This is a genomic window from Curtobacterium sp. MCLR17_045, assembly GCF_003234405.1.
In the GTDB taxonomy this organism is placed as follows: domain Bacteria; phylum Actinomycetota; class Actinomycetes; order Actinomycetales; family Microbacteriaceae; genus Curtobacterium; species Curtobacterium flaccumfaciens.
The window spans coordinates 69,274-89,089 of sequence record NZ_QKTB01000008.1; the positions used below are offsets into that span (position 1 = coordinate 69,274).

A 19,816-nucleotide genomic window follows, 5' to 3' on the forward strand; every position below is an offset into this window, starting at 1 on the left:
GACGATCCGCACGATCGGGACAACGCTTCGTTGTGCGTGTCCGACAAGGACCCGGGCAGGATGGACGGCATGGACATCCGCTTCACCGAGTCCCGCCCGTCGACCATCGGCGTCGAGTGGGAACTCCCCCTGGTCGACCGGTCGACCGGCGACCTCGCTCCCCGCGCCCCCGCCGTCATCGCCGCCGTGCACGAGCGGCTCGGTGATCACGACCGCGTCACCGAGGAGCTGCTGACCAACACGGTCGAGGTCGTCTCGAGCGTCCACGACCGTGTGGGGGCCGCGACCAGCGAGCTGTCCGGCATCATCGGCGAGGTCATCGACGCCGCCGAGCCGCTCGACGCCCAGGTGATGTGCTCGGGCACGCACCCGTTCGCGGTGTGGGACCAGCAGGAGATCACCCCGGACAGCGAGCACTACACGACCCTCATCGACCGCACTCGCTGGTGGGGACGCCAGATGCTCATCTGGGGCGTGCACGTGCACGTCGGCATCGACGACCGCGACAAGGCCGTCCCGATCATGAACGCGATGCTCGCCTACGTCCCGCACCTGCAGGCGTTCACCGCGTCGAGCCCGTTCTGGGGCGGCACCGACACCGGGTACGCCTCGAACCGCGCCCTCATGTTCCAGCAGCTCCCGACCGGCGGGCTCCCGCCGCAGCTCGGCGCCTGGGCGAACTTCGAAGAGGTCGTCGGCGACCTCACGCACACCGGCGTCATCGACGGCGTGAAGGACCTGCGCTGGGACATCCGTCCGTCGCCGGGCTGGGGCACCCTCGAGAACCGGGTGTCCGACGGCATCTCGACCCTGCACGAGGTCGGCGCCGTCACCGCACTCGTGCAGTGCCTGGTCACCGCCTGCTCGGACCGGCTCGACGCCGGTGAGACCCTGCCCACCATGCAGCCGTGGTTCATCCGCGAGAACAAGTGGCGCGCGGCCCGCTACGGCATGGAGGCCGAGATCATCACGAACGTCGCCGGCGACGAGCGGCTCGTGACCGACGAGGTGCACGACCTGGTGCAGCGGCTCGACCCGATCGCCGAGCGGCTCGGCTGCCAGGACGAACTGCACCACCTCGACACGATGATCGAGCGCGGCGCCTCGTACCAGCGGCAGCTGCAGGTCGCGCAGGAGAACGGCGGCGACCTGCGCGAGGTCGTCCGCCACCTCGTGACGGAGTTCCGCGAAGCGCTCTAGCCGCGACCGGCCCGGATCGGGCGTACCTGGTCGAATCGGGCCTACCTGGTCGTTCCTTTCGACCAGGTACGCCCGATTCCACTTTCCATCGCGCGTGCGATGGGAAGGAACGTCGCGGCGCGACCACGAACGGACGGGAGGCCCGGTGCCAGCTGGCACCGGGCCTCCCGTCCTGGGGGCATCGGCAGTCCACGGCGAACGCTACAGTTCCCCTGTGGCGGGGGAGGCAGCACAGCGCGGACCGGCGACGGTGATCCGTGCCGGCGCGCTCGTCGACGCCGGTCGACCGGAACAGGCACTCGCCGAGGTCAGGGCGGCCGAGCACGACGAAGGCGAATCGATCGCCGGACAGCGCGTACGCGCCCTGGCGCTGCTCGCGCTCGACCAGCCAGACGCGGCGTGCGACGCTGCTCGACGAGCGGTCGCTCTCGCGCCGGGTGACAGTACCTCCCTCCGCGTGCTGTCGACCGCCCTGCTCCGCTCCGGGGACCGGATCGGAGCCGTCGAGGCCGCCCGTCGTTCGGTCGCCGCGGATCCGGGATCGTGGCAGGCGCACGCTGCGCGAGTCGATGCCCTCTGGCTCGGCGAGCAGAACCGCTTGGAGGCGATGCGGGCGAGCTTCGAAGCCGTGCGCCTGGCTCCCACCGAACCGTTCGTGCACCGCCAGCACGGCGACCTCCTGCTCGCCGTCGGACGGCAACGGGAAGCGCAGGACGCGTACCGCCGGGGGCTCGCGCTCGCTCCGGAGGACCGAGGGGCACGGCACAACCTGGCGGTGGCACGGCTGCGGCACGGCCACGAGAGCGAGTCCGCGCTGGCCTTCGCGGGCATCCTGTCGACGAACCCGACGGACGCCACAGCACTGCGGAACCTCATGATCGGCGTCGTCAACCCACTCGCCCGCATCAGGGTGGCCCTCGGCGGCGCGGCAGTGATCACCGCCCTCGGCTTCCTGGCGACGATCGACAGCGGGGATCCGGGGATGGAGCGCTGGGCGACCACCTTCCCGCCGGTGACCGCCCTCGCCGTGATCGCCTTCATCGCCCTCCGGTTCACCTCCGAGGCACGGCCTCGCCTCGCCTTCCTCGTCTCGGTCGCTCGACGAGCGGTACCGGGTTGGGGACTCGTGACGCTGGTCCTCGGTGGAGCAACCGCGATCTCGGCGACCGGGCTGTTCCTCCCACCGGTCGCCGCGCTCGTCGCGCAGGGTCTCGTGTTCGTCGGGGTCGTCATCGCGTCCGTCCTGATGAAGCGCATCCTGCGCGCCTTCCCGAGGACCCGCCCAGCGGTGCACGAGGACGACGATGACGACGGGTGACGAGCTCGCCCTCGCGACCGAACTGCGCCTGGCCTGACGCCGCGTCGCGCGACACCACCGAACCGACCGCTCCGAGAGGACTCCCGATGAACGACGACCCGGTCCACGACGACCCGGTGATCGGCGCGCTCCGACGCGCGGTCGACAGCGCACCCCACGACGTCGCACTGCGTGTCCACCTCGGTCGTCTGCTCCTCGAAGCCGGACGTCCGGCTGAGGCGACCGCCGAAGCGGCAGCCGCACTCGCCATCGCGCCGACCGACGCCGCGGCGAGCGCGCTCATGCTGGCGGTGCTGCGCCCGGGTGCCGCCACGGCACTCCCCGCGGACGCGCCGACCGACGCTCCCGCCGCTGGTGCGCCGTCCGACTTCGACTGGCACGCCGCGGAACAGCAGGTCGAGCACATCGTCGAACCGTCCTTCGTCGAGGACTCGGCTCCCGACCCGGACCTGCCGTCGGCGTTCTCGGTCGAGCCGTCGGAGGTCCGGTTTGCGGACGTGGGCGGGATGGAGGCCGTCAAGCAGCGGCTCACCGTCGCGTTCCTCGCCCCGCTCGCGAACCCCGAGCTCCGGGCGTTGTACGGCATGAGCCTCCGCGGCGGTCTGCTGCTGTACGGCCCTCCGGGGTGCGGGAAGACGTTCATCGCCCGGGCTGTCGCCGGCGAGCTCGGCGCACGCTTCATGAGCGTCTCCATCACCGACGTCCTCGACCCCTACCTCGGCGCGAGCGAGCAGAACATCAGGGCGGTCTTCGAGGCCGCACGCGCTGCGGCTCCATGCGTGGTGTTCTTCGACGAGGTCGACGCGCTCGGCCAGCGACGGAGCCAGACCCGCAGCTCGCACGTGCGCGGGATGGTGAACCAGCTGCTCACCGAACTCGACGGCGTCGACGGCGGGAACGAGGGCGTGTTCGTGCTGGCTGCGACGAACCAGCCGTGGGACGTCGACCCCGCGCTCCGTCGTCCGGGTCGGCTGGACCGGACGGTGCTCGTCCTGCCGCCGGACGTCCCGGCACGCGAAGCGATCTTCCGCGGGCACCTCCGCGACCGACCGGTCGAGGGCATCGACGCCGCAGCGCTCGCCAAGCGGACCGAGGGCTTCTCCGGTGCGGACATCGCCTACGTGTGCGAGGTCGCCGCCGAGCACGCGCTCATGGACAGCATCACGACGGGCACTGCACGGCTCATCGGGATGCCGGATCTGCTCGCCGCCCTGGGTGAGGTCCGGCCCTCCACGAGCGCCTGGCTCGAGACGGCGCGGAGCGTCGTCCTGTTCGGCGAGGACGACGGGACGTACGCCGACCTGCGGGCGTACCTCAAGAAGTCCAAGCGCTGAGAGACGGACGGGAGGCCCGGTGCCAGCTGGCACCGGGCCTGCCGTCCGTCAGGTGGTCGGGATCGCGAGCCGCGTCAGCGACCCAGGAACTTCTGCAGCGACGCGAGCTCTTCCTCGGTCGGTGCCTTGCCGCCCTTGGCGCCGCCGAGGCCGAGGCCGGACCCCTGCGGGGCCTGCTGCGGCGCAGCCGACGCGCCGGCCGCGAGGGCTGCGCGCTTGGCGGGGTTGCCCACCTTCGATTTCTTCTTGCCGCCCTGCTGCTGCTTCTTGCCGCCGTGCATGCCCGGGATCGGCCCCATGCCCGGCATCTGCGGCACGCCACCGCGGGCGACGGTCTTCATCATCTTGGCGGCCTGCTCGAAGCGGTTGACCAGCGCGTTGACCTCGGTGACCGTCGATCCGGCACCGCGCGCGATGCGCAGACGGCGCGAACCGTTCAGGAGCTTCGGGAGCTCGCGCTCCTGGGGCGTCATCGACTGGATGATCGCCTCGGTGCGGACGATCTCGCGCTCGTCGAAGTTGTCGAGCGCCTCGCGCATGCCCTTGGCTCCGGGGAGCATGCCGAGCATGCCCTTGATGGAGCCGGCCTTGCGGAGCTGCTGCATCTGCTGCAGGAAGTCGTTCAGCGTGAAGTTGTCGGTCGCGATCTTGTCCGCGACCTTGCGCGCCTCTTCCTCGTCGAAGGCGCCCTGCGCCTGCTCGATGAGGGACAGGATGTCGCCGAGGTCGAGGATGCGGCTCGCCATGCGGTCCGGGTGGAACGGCTCGAAGTCGTCGAGCGACTCACCCGTCGACGCGAACATGATCGGGCGGCCGGTCACGCTGGCCACCGACAGGGCGGCACCACCGCGTGCGTCACCGTCGAGCTTGGAGAGCACGACACCGGTGAAGTCGACGCCTTCCTGGAAGGCACGGGCCGTGTTGACGGCGTCCTGACCGATCATCGCGTCGATGACGAACAGGACCTCGTCCGGGTCGACGGCCTTGCGGATGTTCGCGGCCTGCTTCATCAGCTCGGCGTCGACACCGAGTCGACCGGCGGTGTCGACGATGACGGTGTCGTACTGCTGGTCGATCGCGGCCTTGATGGCGTTCTTGGCGACCTTGACCGGGTCGCCGACACCGTTGCCGGGCTCGGGCGCGAAGACGTGCACGCCGGCCTGCTCGCCGACGACCTGCAGCTGCTGCACGGCGTTCGGACGCTGGAGGTCCGCCGCGACGAGCATCGGGGTGTGGCCGTCCTTCTTGAGCCACTTGCCGAGCTTGCCCGCGAGGGTGGTCTTACCGGCACCCTGCAGACCCGCGAGCATGATGACCGTCGGCGGCTTCTTCGCGAACTCGAGCCGTCGCTGCTGCCCGCCCAGGATGCCGACGAGTTCCTCGTTGACGATCTGGACGACCTGCTGCGCCGGGTTGAGCGCGCGGTTGACCTCGTCGGAGAGGGCACGCTCGCGCACCGATGCGGTGAACGCCTTGACGACCTCGAGCGCGACGTCGGCGTCGAGGAGCGCCCGCCGGATCTCGCGGACGGTGCCGTCGACGTCGGACGGAGTCAGCCGACCCTTGCTCCGCAGATTGCGGAAGGTCTCGGTCAGCCGATCGGAGAGTGAACCGAATTGCGCCATGATCCGTCGATTCTACAAGGCTCCCGCCGACGGCACCGGCCCGTTCACCGCAGGAGGACACCCTCGGTCAGTTCGAGCGGCGCTGCGAGCCCCACGTCGATGACCACCGGCGCGCTCGACGGGCTCCGGTCACCGGTCGGGAACCAGCGTCGGTCGGGCGACACCAGGATCACGAGACCGTCCACGTCACCGACCGCCGCGAAGGACTCCCCCGGCGGGTTGGCGTACGGCTCGAGACCGGCGCGTCGCAGGGCCTCGACAGCGCCGAGGACGTCGGGGACGGGGACGCCGACCTCGCTGACGGAGACGAGCGGGACGACGGTGCCGGTGCCGGTCCCGGTGCCGGTGCCGGTCCCGGTGCCGGTGCCGGTGCCGGTGCCGGAACCGTCGCCGGCGCGCCGGGCGCCCGACTCCAGGTCCCGCCGCTCGATGAGCTCGAGCAGCTGCTCGTCGGGCCCCTCGAAGTAGACCGACCGCGAGTTCCAGTTCGGCGGCCCCTCGAACTCGTCCTGGTCGTCCGTACCGAGCACCGTCGTCAGCCCGGCGATCCAGGCCTTGGCCCCGTCGAAGGCCCCCGTGGGGATGGTCATCGCCAAGTGCAGGGCTCCGGTCATCTCGGGCAGTTCGCGGAACACGAGGAGCGACGACCCCACCACGATGCGCACCGTGGCGTCGACGATCTCGACCGGACACCCCAGTCGTTCGTAGAACCGGGCGGTGTCGGCGAGCGATCGGGTGGCGAGCTGTACCTGTCGGATGTCCATGTCCTCATCGGACCATCTCAACCATTGTTGAGGTCAAGCACCCGGTTGTTGGACGCCGTCCAGAAACTGTCGTACGCTCGCCGCATGCCGGAACTCGAGATCGTCCGCCACCACGGCCTGCTCGACTACGCGGACGGCCTCGCCCTGCAGCGGGACCTGCACGCCGACGTCGTCGCCGGCCGCTCCCCCGGGGCCCTCGTCCTCTGCGAGCACCCGTCCGTGTACACCGCCGGACGCCGCACCGAACCGTCCGACCTGCCGACGAACGGCGCCCCGGTCATCGACACCGACCGTGGCGGACGCATCACCTGGCACGGGCCGGGGCAACTGGTCGCTTACCCGATCGTCCGGCTCGCCGAACCCCTCGACGTCGTCGCCTGGGTGCGCGACCTGGAGCAGGTCGTCATCGACGCCGCGGCTGCCGTCGGAGTGCACGCCGAACGGGTCACGGGTCGCAGCGGCGCATGGGTTCAGGGCACGGACGGCTCCCCCGCCGCCAAGGTCGGCGCCATCGGCCTGCACGTCGCCGAGGGCGTGACGAGCCACGGCATCGCGATCAACTGCGACAACGCCCTCGCCGCCTACGCCGCGATCGTCCCGTGCGGCATCGCGGACGCCGGGGTCACGACGCTGAGCGCCGCGGCGGCGCACGTGGGGCGTGCCCACGTGACCGTCGACGTCCTCGCACCCCTGGTCGCAGAGCGCGTCCGACAGGCCGTCGACGGCATGCACAGCGGCCACCGGATCAGCACGACGACCCCCAGCACCAGCACGAGCACCAGCACTGCGCCCGCCCGACAGGAGACCCTCGTATGACCCTCGCCCCCGAAGGCCGCCGCATGCTCCGGGTCGAGGCCCGGAACGCCGAGACCCCGATCGAGACGAAGCCCGCGTGGATCAAGACCCGTGCCACGCAGGGTCCGGAGTTCCGCGAGCTGTCGAGCCTGGTGCGCGACAAGCAGCTGCACACCGTCTGCCAGGAGGCCGGCTGCCCGAACATCTTCGAGTGCTGGGAAGACCGCGAGGCCACCTTCCTGATCGGCGGCTCGCAGTGCACCCGTCGCTGCGACTTCTGCCAGATCGACACCGGCAAGCCGGAACCGCTCGACCGCGACGAGCCCCGCCGGGTCGCGGACTCCGTGGCGGAGATGGGCCTGCGGTACGCGACCGTGACCGGCGTCGCCCGCGACGACCTGCCCGACGGCGGCTCCTGGCTCTACGCCGAGACCATCCGGGCGATCCACGAACACTCCCCCGGCACCGGCGTCGAGATCCTGGTGCCGGACTTCAACGGGCGACCGGACCAGCTCGGCCCGGTGTTCGACGCCCGTCCCGAGGTCTTCGCCCACAACGTCGAGACCGTCCCGCGGATCTTCAAGCGGATCCGGCCGGCGTTCACGTTCGAACGCTCCCTGGACGTCATCACCCAGGGCCGCGACGCCGGACTGGTCACGAAGTCGAACCTGATCCTCGGCATGGGCGAAGAGCGCATCGAGATCGAGGACGCCCTGCAGCGCCTGTTCTACGCGGGCACGGACATCATCACGCTGACGCAGTACCTCCGCCCGTCGCCCCGGCACCTGCCGGTCGCGCGCTGGGTCAAGCCGGAGGAGTTCGTCGAGCTCCGCCAGGTCGCCGAGCAGATGGGCTTCGCCGGAGTGCTCGCCGGACCGCTGGTCCGGTCGTCGTACCGGGCGGGCCGGCTGTGGGCACGGGCGACGGTGGCCCGCGGCGGCTCGGTTCCCGAGCACCTGGCCCACCTGCTCGACGCGACCCCTGGTCGCCAGGCCGTCTGACGCTCCGGACGACACCCGGACAGACGGGAGGCGCGGTGCCAGCTGGCACCGCGCCTCCTGTCCGTCAGGTGGTGACGACTACTTGGCGTCGGCCTCGACCGACTCCTTCGGCTGGCCGGTCGGGGTGAGCCCGCGCTCCTGGCGGCGCTTCGAGACCACCAGCGACGCGGTCGTGGCGACCGCGATCGTCAGCGCGATGAAGCCCAGCGAGAACCAGATCGGGATCTCCGGCGCCCACTCGATGTGCTCGCCGCCGTTGATGAAGGGCAGCTCGTTGACGTGCATGGCGTGGAAGACGAGCTTCACACCGATGAACGCCAGGATGACGGCCAGGCCCTGACCCAGGTAGATGAGGCGCTCGAGCAGCCCGGCGATCAGGAAGTACAGCTGCCGGAGACCGAGCAGCGAGAACGCGTTCGCCGTGAACACGATGAAGGCGTCCTGCGTCAGCCCGAAGATCGCGGGGATCGAGTCGAGCGCGAACAGCACGTCGGTCAGGCCGATGGCGACCATGACGAGCAGCATCGGGGTGAACAGCCGCTTGCCGTCGACGCGGGTGGTCAGACGGTCGCCGTCGTAGTGGTCCGAGGTCGGGATGATGCGCTTGAGGATCCGGATGAGCCGGGATTCACCCTCGCTGCCGTGGTCGTTGCCGCTGCGGGCCTGCGACCAGGCGAGCCAGAACAGCAGCGCACCGAACAGGTAGAAGACCCACGAGAAGTTCTCGATGATCGTGACGCCGAGGGCGATGAACACACCGCGGGCGACGAGCGCGATCGCGACGCCGACCAGCAGGACCTTCTGCTGGAACTCCTTCGGCACGGCGAAGCTCGACATGATGATGAGGAAGACGAAGAGGTTGTCGACCGACAACGCCTTCTCGGTCAGCCAGCCGGCGAAGTACTCGCCACCGGCCTGCCCGCCGCCGAACACCAGGATGCCGATGCCGAACAGGATCGCCAGCCCGATGTAGAAGGCCGACCAGAACGCGGATTCGCGGATGTGGGGCACGTGCGGCGTGCGGACGTGCGAGTAGAAGTCGAACACCAGCAGCGCGAGGATGCCGGCGATCGTGATGAGCCAGACGAAGAGTGGGACGTCCACGGTTTCCTTCAGGTAGGGCGCGCCGCTGATGTGTGGGTACGCCGAGGCCTGAAGGTCTCTTCCGTCGTCCCGCACCGGAACCGGTGCCGCACGACCGGCGCCCCGGGGCCGGATCGTTCCGGACCGTACTGACGGGGTCACCGAGAGGGAATACTCCCCTTCGTGATCCCGAGCATACCGGGCACAGCGGACATGTGCCGCGCTCTAAGCTGGGAGCATGGCGAGTTCTTGGTCACTGTCCACACGGCTGCGCGGCCTCTTCCAGCGCAAGACGATCGACGAGACCACGTGGGAGGACCTCGAGACCGCCCTCATCGGCGCCGACTTCGGGCCCGACATCTCCGAGGAGATCATCGAGGACCTGCACGCCCGCGTCGACCGGTACGGCACGACCGACCCCGCCGACCTGCAGCGCATGCTCCGCGAGGTCCTCGAGGAACGGCTCTCGAAGCTCGACACCACCCTGAAGCTCAGCGCGCGGCCCGCCGTGGTGCTCGTCGTCGGGGTGAACGGCGTCGGCAAGACCACGACGATCGGCAAGTTCGCCAAGTTCCTGAAGACCTACGACCGCACGGTCCTCGTCGGCGCGGCGGACACGTTCCGCGCCGCGGCGGTCGAGCAGGTCGCCACCTGGGCCCAGCGCGCCGGGGTCGACGTCGTCCGTCCGTCGCAGCCCGGGCAGGACCCGGCGTCGGTGGCGTACCAGACCGTCGAGAAGGCGATCCGCGACCAGACCGAGATCGTCGTCATCGACACCGCCGGGCGTCTGCACACCAAGGCCGGCCTGATGGACGAGCTCACGAAGATCAAGCGCGTGGTCGAGAAGCAGACCGAGATCAGCGAGGTCCTGCTCGTCCTCGACGCGACGACCGGCCAGAACGGACTCGCCCAGGCCCAGGCCTTCATCGAGGGCGCCGGTGTGACCGGCCTCGTCATCACGAAGCTCGACGGCTCGGCCAAGGCCGGGTTCGTGCTGAGTGTGCAGGAGAAGACCGGCATCCCGATCAAGCTCATCGGGCAGGGCGAGGGCATCAACGACCTGACGGGCTTCACGCCGCACGTGTTCGTGCAGAACCTCGTCGGCTGAGCGAAGGCGGCCCCGTCGGCTGAGCGAACGCGTCGGCACGCCGAGGAGTAGCGTCCCTGACGGTCCGGGCATCTGCTCGGTCTCGTTCCAGGGATAGGAGACCCTCATGCCCGCACTGCTGATCATCGCGATCATCGTCGGCCTCGTCCTGCTCTTCAGCGGCATCTTCGTCGGTGCGCTGAAGTTCCTGCTCTGGGTGGGCATCGTGCTCATCCTGCTGGCGGTCATCGGCTGGCTGCTCCGGACGATCCGCGGTCGCGCGTAGCGACCCGGCGTCCTGTCCGGACGCACCTGACAGAACGGGAGGCGCGGTGCCAGCTGGCACCGCGCCTCCCGTCTGTCGTGGTCGCGACCAGGGCGCCTACGCGACCGCGTCCGCCGGCTCGCGCTTCTGCACCCGCTGCCCGACGACCGCGGAAACGCCGTCCTGCCGCATCGACACCCCGTACAGGGCGTCGGCGATCTCCATCGTCCGCTTCTGGTGCGTGATGACGATGAGCTGGGACGACTCGCGGAGCCGCTCGAACACGGTCAGCAGGCGGCCGAGGTTGGCGTCGTCGAGTGCCGCCTCGACCTCGTCCATGATGTAGAACGGCGACGGCCGCGCGGTGAAGATCGCGACCAGGAGCGCCACCGCGGCCAGGGAACGCTCGCCGCCGGACAGCAGGGTCAGGCGGTCGATCTTCTTGCCGGCGGGCTTCACCTGCACGTCGATCCCGGTGCCGAGCAGGTCGGTCGGGTCGGTCAGGTTGATCGACCCCGAGCCGCCCGGGAACAGGATCGGGAAGATGACGTCGAACGCTTCCTTCGTGTCGTTGAACGCGGACTCGAAGATCGTCTGCATCTTCGTGTCGAGCTCGTCGATGATCGTCAGCAGGTCCGTCCGGGTCTTCTGCAGGTCCTCGAGCTGCTCGGCGAGGAACGCGTGCCGCTGCTCGAGCGCCTGGAACTCTTCGAGCGCGAGCGGGTTCACCTTGCCGAGCTGCCCGAGGTCGCGCTCGGCGGCCTTGAGTCGGCGCTCCTGCTCGGCACGGACGTAGGGCACGGTCTCGATGTCGGCGGGGTCGACCTCGTCGGTGGTGTCGAACTCGGGCAGGGCGGGGCCGCCGGGCAGCGTGGACTCCGCGTCGACGAGGGCCACGTCGTCGGTTTCGGGGCCCGCGTCTGCCGCAGCTTCCTCCGGCTCGGTCACGCCCGCGGCTTCGGCCGCGGCGGCCGCGGCTGCGCGCTCCGCCTCACGGTGCTTCCGCGCGCGCACCCGCGGGTCCACGAGCACGTCGACCGGCACCGGCACGTGCGGCCCGTACTCGGCCACCAGCACGGCCTCGGTCAGCCCGAGCTCGCTCTGCGCCCGGTCGAGGACGCCGGACACGTGCAGCTTCTTCTCGTAGATCTCCATCTCGAGCGAGTGCACGCCGTCGGTGATGGTCTGCAGGCGGTCCCGGAGCTCGCGCTCCTCGTTGCGGATCGTCTGCAGCTCGGTGTTGCGCTTCGACCGCTCGGCTTCCTCCGTCGCCAGCTGCACCCGCGCTTCGGCCAGCGAACGGTCGACCGCACCGAGCACCCCGGGCAGGTCGGCGAGGACGGCTTCCGCGGTCCGGATCTGGCCGCGTCGGATGACGGCGAGCCGCGCGGCCTCCTCGGCAGCGGCGCGCTCGGCCTCGAGCTGGCGTTCGAGCTGGTCGGCGCGGTTCCGTTCGGCGCGCACCCGTTCACGAACGGTCTCGACCTGGATCCGCTGCTCGACCTCGGCGGCGCGTGCGGCTTCGAGCGCGTCCTGCAGCGCGGGACGCTCGGACGCGTCGACCACGGGACGCTCCTGCTCGGTGAAGGCCCGGTGCGCCGACTCGGCCTCGGCCAGCACCGCCTCGGCGGTCTCGACGGCGCCGTCGGTCTCGGCCAACGCGGCACGCAGCCGCTCGACCTCGGCCGCGGCGTTCTCCGCCTTCGCCCGCGTCGACGCACTCGTGCGGTCGTACTCGGCCTTCGCCCGCGTGTACGCGCGGGATGCTGCGTCGGCCTCGTCCGCACGGCGGCGTGCGTCCTCGACGGCACTGCGTGCGGCCTGGAGGCCCGTGGCCGCGTCCTCGGCGTCGGTCGCGATCGCGTCGCGGCGCGTCACGGCGTCGTCGCGCTCCGCGACGAGCTCGATGCGCGAGGTCACGCGCTCGCCGCCGCCGGTCACGCGGACCGCGCGGACGAGGTCGCCGGACCGCGTGACCACCGTGGCGTGCGGGGCGGCCGTGAGCACCGCCTCCAGGTCGAGGTCGTCGGTCTCCGCGACCAGCGTGTCCCGCAGGATCGACGCGAGCGCCGGCGGTCCCTGCACCAGGTCCGTGGCACGGCGGACGCCGGCCGGCAGGGTCTCGGGCAGGGCGGTGGTGACGGACGCGGCGTCCGCGACGACGACGTCGATCCGGCCGAGGTCAGCATCGCGGGCGTGGTCGACGGCGTCGAGCGCTGCACCGCGGTCGTCCGCGAGGACGGCGTCGGCGAGTCCCTCGAGCGCGGTGGCGATCGCGGCCTCGAACCCGGGCGAGACCGTCAGGCTGTCGGCCAGGCGACCGACGATGCCCGCGCGACCGGCGTCGATCAGGGCCTGCGAACCGTCGCGGACCTCGATCGACATGCCGAGCGCGGCGACCCGGGCGTCGAGGGCGTCCCGCTCGCGTTCGAGGGCGTGGAGGCGGTCGCGCTGCTCGTCGCGCGTGGTCTGGGCCCGTTCGAGCTCGGCGCGCGCCTGCTCCAGGGTCTGCGCGAGCACGGACTCGTCGACGCCCTCGGACGGGTCGACACCGAGTTCGGCGAGGGCCGCCGCGGCACGCTCGGCACGTTCCCCGGCCTCGGCCAGTGCCCGCTCCCGCCGCTCGCGGTCGGCGACGGCGGAACCGCGCTTCGACCGGGCGACGTCGACGGCGCTGGCGAGCCGCTGCGCCTCGAGGTCGTGCTGCGAGACCCGGGCTGCCTGGGCGGCGATGCGTTCGTCGAGGGCGTCCAGCGAGGCGCGGGCGTCCTGCACCGCGCGGGCGGTCGTCGCCGAGCCGCCCTGCATCTCGTCGGCGCGGGCGGCGAGACGGTCGGCCTCGGCACGGACCCCGGCGACCTGCTCCTGGGTGACGGTCGGGCCCTGCTGCGGGGCGTCGGCCTGCTGCGCGAGGAACATCAGGCGCTGGTTCGCCAGGCTCGACAGGCCGCGGAGGCGCTCCTGCACGCTCTCGAGCCGGTGCACCACGGTGCGGGCGCGGTCGACGTCGTCGCCGACCATGCTCTGCTCGACGTGCTGCTGGCGCACCCGGGTCTGGTCGAGCCGCTCGGTCAGGACGATGCGCTCGGACTTGCGGCCCGCCTCGACCTCCTGGTGGTCGTGCAGCTCGCGGCGCAGGCGCACCACGTCGTCGGCGAGGATGCGGGCCTTGGCGTCGCGGAAGACCGCGGCCACCGACTGGGCCTTGCGCGCGACCTCGGCCTGGCGCCCGAGGGGCTTCAGCTGCCGCCGGATCTCACCGGCCAGGTCGGACAGGCGGGTCAGGTTCGTCTGCATCGCGTCGAGCTTGCGGAGGGTCTTCTCCTTGCGGCGACGGTGCTTGAGGATCCCCGCGGCCTCCTCGATGAAGCCGCGGCGGTCCTCCGGGGTGGCGTGCAGCACTTTGTCGAGCTGCCCCTGCCCGACGATCACGTGCATCTCACGGCCGAGGCCGGTGTCGCTCAGCAGCTCCTGCACGTCGAGCAGACGGCAGTTCTCGCCGTTGATGGCGTACTCGCTGCCACCGTTGCGGAACAGCGTGCGCGCGATCGTCACCTCGGAGTACTCGATCGGCAGCAGGCCGTCGCTGTTGTCGATGGTCAGCAGCACCTGGGCGCGACCGAGCGGACCGCGGGTCGAGGTGCCGGCGAAGATGACGTCCTCCATCTTGCCGCCGCGCAGGGTCTTCGCCCCCTGCTCCCCCATCACCCAGGCCAGGGCGTCCACCACGTTCGACTTGCCCGAGCCGTTCGGGCCGACGATGCACGTCACGCCCGGCTCGAACGCGAACGTCGTCGGCTGCGCGAAGGACTTGAACCCCTTGATGGTCAGGCTCTTCAAGTACATGCGGTCTCCGGATGCTCTGGTTGGCGTCAGGCTAACGCGTGCGGGCGCGGGGACGGGGTTGGCACACGGGGCAGATGTGGCTCGACCGGTTCATGAAGGCCTCGCGCACGATCGTCGTGCCGCAGCGTGGGCACGGCTTCCCCTGCTGCCCGTAGACGTTCAGGCGCTGCGAGAAGTACCCGGACTGCCCGTTGACGTTGACGTACTGGGCGTCGAAGCTCGTGCCGCCGTCTTCGAGCGCCCGGCGCAGGATCGCGCGGACCTCGTCGAGCAGCCGACGCAGGTCGGCACGGGTGAGGCGGTCGGCGGCGCGGTCGTAGTGCAGCTTCGCGGCCCAGAGCGACTCGTCGGCGTAGATGTTGCCGATGCCGCTCACGACGCCCTGGTCGAGCAGCACCCGCTTGATGCCGCTCGACCGCTTCCGTGCCATCGCGGTGAACCGGTCGTCGTCGAAGGCGGGGTCGAGCGGGTCACGGGCGATGTGCGACACCTGCCCGGGCACCCATCGACGCCACACGGCATCGGGGTCGATCGCGTCGACCTGCCCGCCGAACCCGGCGGGAGCACCGTCGATCGTCGGCACCATCGCGTCGATCGCCATCGAGCCGAACGTGCGCTGGTCGACGAACTCGAGTTCCACCGGGGGCTCCGCCGCACCGGAGCGGTCGGTGCCCGCGGGCTGCACGTCGATGAGGATGCGCCGGTGCTTGGCCGCCGGTCGACCACGGCCGAGCAGGATCTGCCCACTCATGCCCAGGTGGGCGACGAGTGCCTCGGGGCGGTCCCCGTCGTGCTCGGGCTGCAGCGGCATCCAGAGGAACTTGCCCCGGCGGACGGCGGCGGCGATCGTGCGACCGGTCAGTCGATCGGCGAAGTCCTCGGCAGGGCCGTCGTGCCGGGTGAGGGCACGGTCGTCGACCACGTCGACGTGCAGGACCCGCGCGCCGCTGACGGCGGGTTCGAGGCCGGCGCGGACGACCTCGACCTCGGGGAGTTCGGGCACGCGGTCAGGCCGCTCGACCGGACAGCCGGGTCCAGGCGTCGAGCGCGGCGGCCATCTCGGCGGCCTTCTTGCTCGACCCGGTGCCGGTGGCGATGTCCTCGCCCTGCAGGACGACCGTCGCCATGAAGGTCTTGTCGTGGTCCGGGCCGGTCTCGGTGACGCGGTACGCCGGGTTGCCGAGGGAACGACTCGAGGCGAGCTCCTGCAGGCTCGTCTTCGGGTCCATCGCGGCGCCGAAGCGGTCCGGGTCGATCATGAGCGGCTCGACCAGACGGAGCACGAGTTCGGTGGCCGGGTCGGGACCGGCCGACAGGTACGTCGCGCCGATGACGGCTTCGACGGTGTCGGCCAGGATCGAGGACTTGTCGCGCCCGCCGGTCTGTTCCTCGCCCTTGCCGAGGCGCAGGTAGCGGCCGAGCCCGATCATCCGGGCGATCTCGGCCAGCGCCACGGTCGACACCAGGCTCGCCCGACGCTTGGCGAGGTCACCCTCGTCGAGGTCGGGGAACGACCGGTAGAGCTTCACGGTCACGGCCTGGCCGAGGATCGAGTCCCCGAGGAACTCGAGGCGCTCGTTGTGCTTGATGCCCCCGTGCTCGTAGGCGTAGGAGCGGTGCGTCAGGGCGAGCTGGAGCAGCTCGAGGTCGATGTCGGCCCCGAGGATGCCCTGCAGACGAACGACGTCCGGCCCCGCGGGGCGAGACCCCGCAGCGCCGGACGTTGTCGTCATGCGTTCGGTCCGATCAGACGTCGGCGACCTTGCGGCCCTTGTACTCCATGTACAGGGGCGTGCCGGCCGAGTCCTCGACGACCTTCGCGCGGTGCGGGAGGCTGTAGGTGACCTGACCGTTCTCGATCGTCTTCACGAGCTGGATCGGCGTGGCCTTCCACTGCGAACGACGGGCGTGCGTGTTCGCACGGGACTGCTTGCGCTTGGGAACGGCCATGGTGAATCTCTTTCGGTTGGTCGGTGGTCGGTACGGGGGCTGGCGGTGTCGGGACCTACTCGGTCTCGGCCCGCTCCTCGCCCTCGGTGGTCTTCGGTGCGGTGGTGTCACCGTCGGTGCTGTCGTCGAGCTCGATCGCGCTGAGCGCTGCCCAGCGGGGATCCAGCACCTGACGAGCGGGCTGCTCGCCGAGGTCGGCCAGACGCTCGCCCGTCACCGGGTCGAGTCCTGGGCAGTCCGGTCGGCAGACCGGCTGGAACGGCAGCGACAGCACCACCGCATCTCGAACGACCTGTTCGGTGTCCACGTGGTCATCGCGAACGAAGAAGTCGAAATCCTCCGAGGCATCATACGCGAACAGCTCGGCGAAATCGACCTCGATCGGTTCGCTGATGTCGATGAGGCAGCGCGAGCACTCCCCCGTGGCGTCGGCCGAAGCGTGTCCGGACACGAGGACGCCCTCGTGCAGGCCTTCGAGTTTGACGTCGATGTGCAGTTCTGCACCCTGTCGGACGCCGATCAGACCGGCCCCCATCGCGTCGGGCACCTCCATGTCGAGCGAGTGCTCGCGCATCTCACCCGGCCGGTGCGCGAGGTCGCGCACGCGCAGGGCGTAGGGGCTGTTCACGGGGGAAGACACGATCGACAAGCCTAGCGCGATCGGGGCCGAGAGTCGAGGTGGCGACAGGCGTGTCCGGACGCGGTGCCGCCCCGGGGACGCTCAGCGAGCCGCGAGCGCGTCGGCGACCGTCTTCGGCACGTAGGGCGTGACGTCACCGCCGAGGGACGACACCTGGCGGATCAGCGAGCTCGACACGTGCGCCCGCGACGCCTCGGGCAGCAGGAACACCGTCTCGACGTCGGCCAGGTGGCGGTTCATGATGGCCATCGGGGTCTCGTACGCGACGTCCTCGCCGGACCGCACGCCCTTCACCAGGACCTTCGCCCCGACCTGCCGGCAGTAGTCGACCAGCAGCCCGGACGTCCACTCGCCGACCGTGACCGTCTCCGGCGCGCCGACCTCGACCAGCGAGTCCTTGATGAGCCGCACCCGGTCGACGGCCTCGAACATCGCCGGCTTCTTGTCGGGGTTGTGCACCACGAGGACGTGCACCTCGTCGAAGAGCCCGGCCGCGCGGCCGATGACGTCGAGGTGCCCGAGGGTGACGGGGTCGAAGGAACCGGGGACCACCGCGATCTGCGCCATGGCAGCGACGATACCGCCCGCGACGCTGTGCCCCCGGGTCAGTTCTTGCCGAGGAACGCCGCGTCGGACTCGTCGAGACGCCGGGCGAGGGCGTCGCGGAGGGCCGGGGACCCCTCGAGCTCGGGATCGGGTTCGAGCACGCGCTCCGCTTCTTCCCGCGCGTCGACGATGAGGTCGGCGTGCTCGACCACCCGGAGCAGGTTGAGCGAGGACCGCCCACCGGACTGCCGTTCGCCCAGGACGTCGCCCTCGCGTCGGAGCTCGAGGTCGACCCGGGCGAGCTCGAACCCGTCGTCCGAGGCGGCCACCGCGTCGACGCGCTCGCGCGAGGTGGTCTCGAGCTCGGCCGAGGTGACCAGCAGGCAGACCCCGGCCCACTGCCCACGACCGATGCGGCCGCGGAGCTGGTGGAGCTGCGAGACCCCGAACCGGTCGGCGTCGAGGACGGCCATCATCGCCGCGTTCGGGACGTCGACGCCGACCTCGATCACGGTCGTCGCCACGACCACGTCGAGGTCGCCGGCGGCGAAGGACGTCATCACGCGGTCCTTCTCGTCGGCGGTCATCCGGCCGTGCAGGACCGCGATCGAGCGCCCGTCGAGCACGGGCATGGTGCGCATCCGCTCGGCGGTGGCGAGCACGGTCGCCGGGGCACGCTTCGGGGCGTCGTCCTCGCCCTCGGCCGGCTCCGGCTCGCCGTCGTCCTCGGTGTGGGCGTCGTCGATGGCCGGGCAGACGACGAACGCCTGGCGACCCTTGGCCAGTTCTTCGGCCATGCGGGACCAGATCCGGGGTTCCCACCCGGGGTGCTCCGCCAGCGGGACCGTGAAGGTCTCGACACCGGCGCGCCCCGACGGCATGCCCGTGATGGTCGAGACGTCGAGGTCGCCGAACACCGTCATGGCGACGGTGCGCGGGATCGGCGTCGCGGTGAGCACGAGCACGTGCGGCGGGGTCGTGCCCTTGGTGCGGAGCGCCTCGCGCTGCTCGACCCCGAAGCGGTGCTGCTCGTCGACCACCACGAGCCCCAGCTCGGCGAAGTCCACCCGGTCCCCCAGGAGCGCGTGGGTGCCGACGACCAGCCGTGAGCTGCCCGACGCCGCGGCGAGCAGGGCCCGGCGACGTTCGTCGGTGGACTGCGACCCGGTCAGGATCACCGGTCGGAGCTCGGCGGCCAGGTCCGGCCCGAGGAACTTCACGATGGAGCGCAGGTGCTGGGCCGCCAGCACCTCGGTCGGGGCGATGAGCGCGGACTGGCCGCCGGACTCGGCCACCGTGAGCATCGCCCGGATCGCCACGAGTGTCTTGCCGGACCCGACCTCGCCCTGGATCAGCCGGTGCATGGGCCAGGTGCGGGCGAGGTCCTGGTCGATGTCGGCACCGACGGCCCGCTGGTCGTCCGTCAACGTGAACGGCAGGGTGGCGTCGAAGCGCTCGAGGATGCCACCCGGGGCGGCCACGCGCGGGGTGGCCGCGGTGCGACGGGCCGCGATCCGGCGCTGCACCAGGGCGGTCTGCAGCACGAACGCCTCGCGGTAGCGCAGGGCGTCCTGCGCGCGCTTGAAGTCCGCGACCTTCTCGGGACGGTGCAGCAGCTCGAGCGCGCGGCGGAACGGCACGAGGTCGAGCCGGGACCGTGCGGACGCCGGCACCGGGTCGGGCAGGTCCGGCAGGGTGTCGAGGACGATTCCGATGGACTTCGCGATCTGCCACGACGTGAGCGAGGCCGTCGCCGGGTAGATCGGGATCGGCTGGCGCGACCACCGGATCGCTTCGTCGGAACCGGGCTCGGCCGTGGCGCGTGGGTCGTCGGGGTCGAACAGCTCGTAGTCGGGGTGGGCGAGCTGCCGGGCACCCCGGTAGTCGCTGACCTTGCCGGAGAAGATGCCCCGCGCGCCGGGGACGAGGTCCTTCGTGCGCCACCCCTGGTTGAAGAACGTGAGGGTGAGCAGGCCCTTGCCGTCGCCGATCTTCGCTTCGAGGATCGAACCGCGGCGCGCGCGCATGGTGCGTTCACGGATGTCGACGACCTCGGCCACGATGGTGACGGGTTCGCCGATCGCGAGCGAGTCGAGGGCCGTCAGTGCACCACGCTCGGCGTAGCGGCGGGGCGCGTGCTCGAGGAACTCCCCCACCGTGCGGTAGCCGAAGGCCTTCTCGATCGCGGTCGCCGTCCGACCGCCGAGCACGTTCGCGAGCCGCGCGTCGAGCGGCGCCGGACCGAGGTCGGGCGCGGCCGGCGCAGCGGGGGTTCCGGAGGTGACCACGCTCCAACGGTACCGGGCACGACCGACCCCACCCGTGCCTCCCGAGCGGCCTGTGGAGAACACCGGACCGGACC

17 protein-coding genes are annotated in these 19,816 nt (G+C 71.1%); 7 read left to right on the top strand and 10 right to left on the bottom strand.

Annotated features, from left to right (window positions below; all coding sequences use genetic code 11):
• Positions 1-60: 60 nt before the first annotated feature.
• The 3 genes from DEJ05_RS07615 (at position 61) to DEJ05_RS07625 (ending at position 3,852) form a co-directional block, all read left to right on the top strand.
• Positions 61-1,200, top strand: a complete 1,140-nt coding sequence (locus DEJ05_RS07615) for a glutamate--cysteine ligase (protein WP_181433023.1) — start codon at positions 61-63, stop codon at positions 1,198-1,200.
• Between the two features lie 214 nt (positions 1,201-1,414).
• Positions 1,415-2,518, top strand: a complete 1,104-nt coding sequence (locus DEJ05_RS07620) for a tetratricopeptide repeat protein (RefSeq protein ID WP_146245049.1) — start codon at positions 1,415-1,417, stop codon at positions 2,516-2,518.
• Positions 2,519-2,604: 86 nt separating this feature from the next.
• Positions 2,605-3,852 carry a 26S protease regulatory subunit gene (locus DEJ05_RS07625; RefSeq protein ID WP_111110131.1) on the top strand — a complete coding sequence of 416 codons (1,248 nt, stop codon included), beginning with the start codon at positions 2,605-2,607 and terminating at the stop codon, positions 3,850-3,852.
• A 74-nt stretch (positions 3,853-3,926) separates the two neighbouring features.
• On the opposite strand, the gene ffh is transcribed toward DEJ05_RS07625, so the two are convergent.
• Complete coding sequence (gene ffh / locus DEJ05_RS07630; protein ID WP_110863968.1) at positions 3,927-5,477, bottom strand: signal recognition particle protein; 1,551 nt, start codon at positions 5,475-5,477, stop codon at positions 3,927-3,929.
• Between the two features lie 44 nt (positions 5,478-5,521).
• The gene (locus DEJ05_RS18040; RefSeq protein ID WP_181440685.1) at positions 5,522-6,241 is read right to left on the bottom strand and encodes a hypothetical protein; all 720 of its coding nucleotides are present in this window, start codon (positions 6,239-6,241) and stop codon (positions 5,522-5,524) included.
• A gap of 84 nt (positions 6,242-6,325) precedes the next feature.
• On the opposite strand from DEJ05_RS18040, the gene lipB reads away from it, so the two are divergent.
• Both lipB and lipA read left to right on the top strand, forming a co-directional pair.
• Entirely contained in the window at positions 6,326-7,057 is a 732-nt protein-coding gene (lipB, locus tag DEJ05_RS07640) for a lipoyl(octanoyl) transferase LipB (protein ID WP_111110132.1), read from the top strand.
• Complete coding sequence (lipA, locus tag DEJ05_RS07645; RefSeq protein WP_111110133.1) at positions 7,054-8,037, top strand: lipoyl synthase; 984 nt, start codon at positions 7,054-7,056, stop codon at positions 8,035-8,037. Before lipB ends, lipA begins: the two co-directional genes overlap by 4 nt.
• Positions 8,038-8,115: 78 nt before the next feature.
• On the opposite strand, the gene DEJ05_RS07650 is transcribed toward lipA, so the two are convergent.
• Positions 8,116-9,141, bottom strand: a complete 1,026-nt coding sequence (locus DEJ05_RS07650) for a TerC family protein (RefSeq protein ID WP_110859106.1) — start codon at positions 9,139-9,141, stop codon at positions 8,116-8,118.
• A 217-nt stretch (positions 9,142-9,358) separates the two neighbouring features.
• On the opposite strand from DEJ05_RS07650, the gene ftsY reads away from it, so the two are divergent.
• Both ftsY and DEJ05_RS18045 read left to right on the top strand, forming a co-directional pair.
• Positions 9,359-10,228 carry a signal recognition particle-docking protein FtsY gene (gene ftsY / locus DEJ05_RS07655; protein ID WP_017888268.1) on the top strand — a complete coding sequence of 290 codons (870 nt, stop codon included), beginning with the start codon at positions 9,359-9,361 and terminating at the stop codon, positions 10,226-10,228.
• A 106-nt stretch (positions 10,229-10,334) separates the two neighbouring features.
• The gene (locus DEJ05_RS18045) at positions 10,335-10,493 is read left to right on the top strand and encodes a hypothetical protein (protein ID WP_171907827.1); all 159 of its coding nucleotides are present in this window, start codon (positions 10,335-10,337) and stop codon (positions 10,491-10,493) included.
• A 96-nt stretch (positions 10,494-10,589) separates the two neighbouring features.
• On the opposite strand, the gene DEJ05_RS07660 is transcribed toward DEJ05_RS18045, so the two are convergent.
• From DEJ05_RS07660 to DEJ05_RS07690, 7 genes are all read right to left on the bottom strand, one after another.
• Positions 10,590-14,318: an AAA family ATPase gene (locus DEJ05_RS07660; RefSeq protein ID WP_111110134.1), complete on the bottom strand. Its 3,729-nt coding sequence runs from the start codon at positions 14,316-14,318 to the stop codon at positions 10,590-10,592.
• Positions 14,319-14,349: 31 nt separating this feature from the next.
• Positions 14,350-15,321: a bifunctional DNA-formamidopyrimidine glycosylase/DNA-(apurinic or apyrimidinic site) lyase gene (gene mutM / locus DEJ05_RS07665; protein WP_071405663.1), complete on the bottom strand. Its 972-nt coding sequence runs from the start codon at positions 15,319-15,321 to the stop codon at positions 14,350-14,352.
• Positions 15,322-15,325: 4 nt separating this feature from the next.
• A complete protein-coding gene (gene rnc / locus DEJ05_RS07670; RefSeq protein ID WP_173034235.1) occupies positions 15,326-16,051 on the bottom strand; it encodes a ribonuclease III in 726 nt (241 codons plus the stop codon).
• Between the two features lie 13 nt (positions 16,052-16,064).
• Complete coding sequence (gene rpmF / locus DEJ05_RS07675) at positions 16,065-16,268, bottom strand: 50S ribosomal protein L32 (RefSeq protein ID WP_017888273.1); 204 nt, start codon at positions 16,266-16,268, stop codon at positions 16,065-16,067.
• 55 nt (positions 16,269-16,323) lie between these two features.
• Positions 16,324-16,896: a DUF177 domain-containing protein gene (locus DEJ05_RS07680; protein ID WP_111110135.1), complete on the bottom strand. Its 573-nt coding sequence runs from the start codon at positions 16,894-16,896 to the stop codon at positions 16,324-16,326.
• A 93-nt stretch (positions 16,897-16,989) separates the two neighbouring features.
• Positions 16,990-17,475 (bottom strand): pantetheine-phosphate adenylyltransferase, encoded by a 486-nt coding sequence (gene coaD, locus DEJ05_RS07685; protein WP_110863963.1) that lies wholly within the window; start codon positions 17,473-17,475, stop codon positions 16,990-16,992.
• A 38-nt stretch (positions 17,476-17,513) separates the two neighbouring features.
• On the bottom strand, positions 17,514-19,742 hold the full coding sequence (locus DEJ05_RS07690; RefSeq protein WP_258376115.1) for an ATP-dependent DNA helicase RecG: 2,229 nt from the start codon (positions 19,740-19,742) through the stop codon (positions 17,514-17,516).
• Between the last annotated feature and the right edge of the window lie 74 nt (positions 19,743-19,816).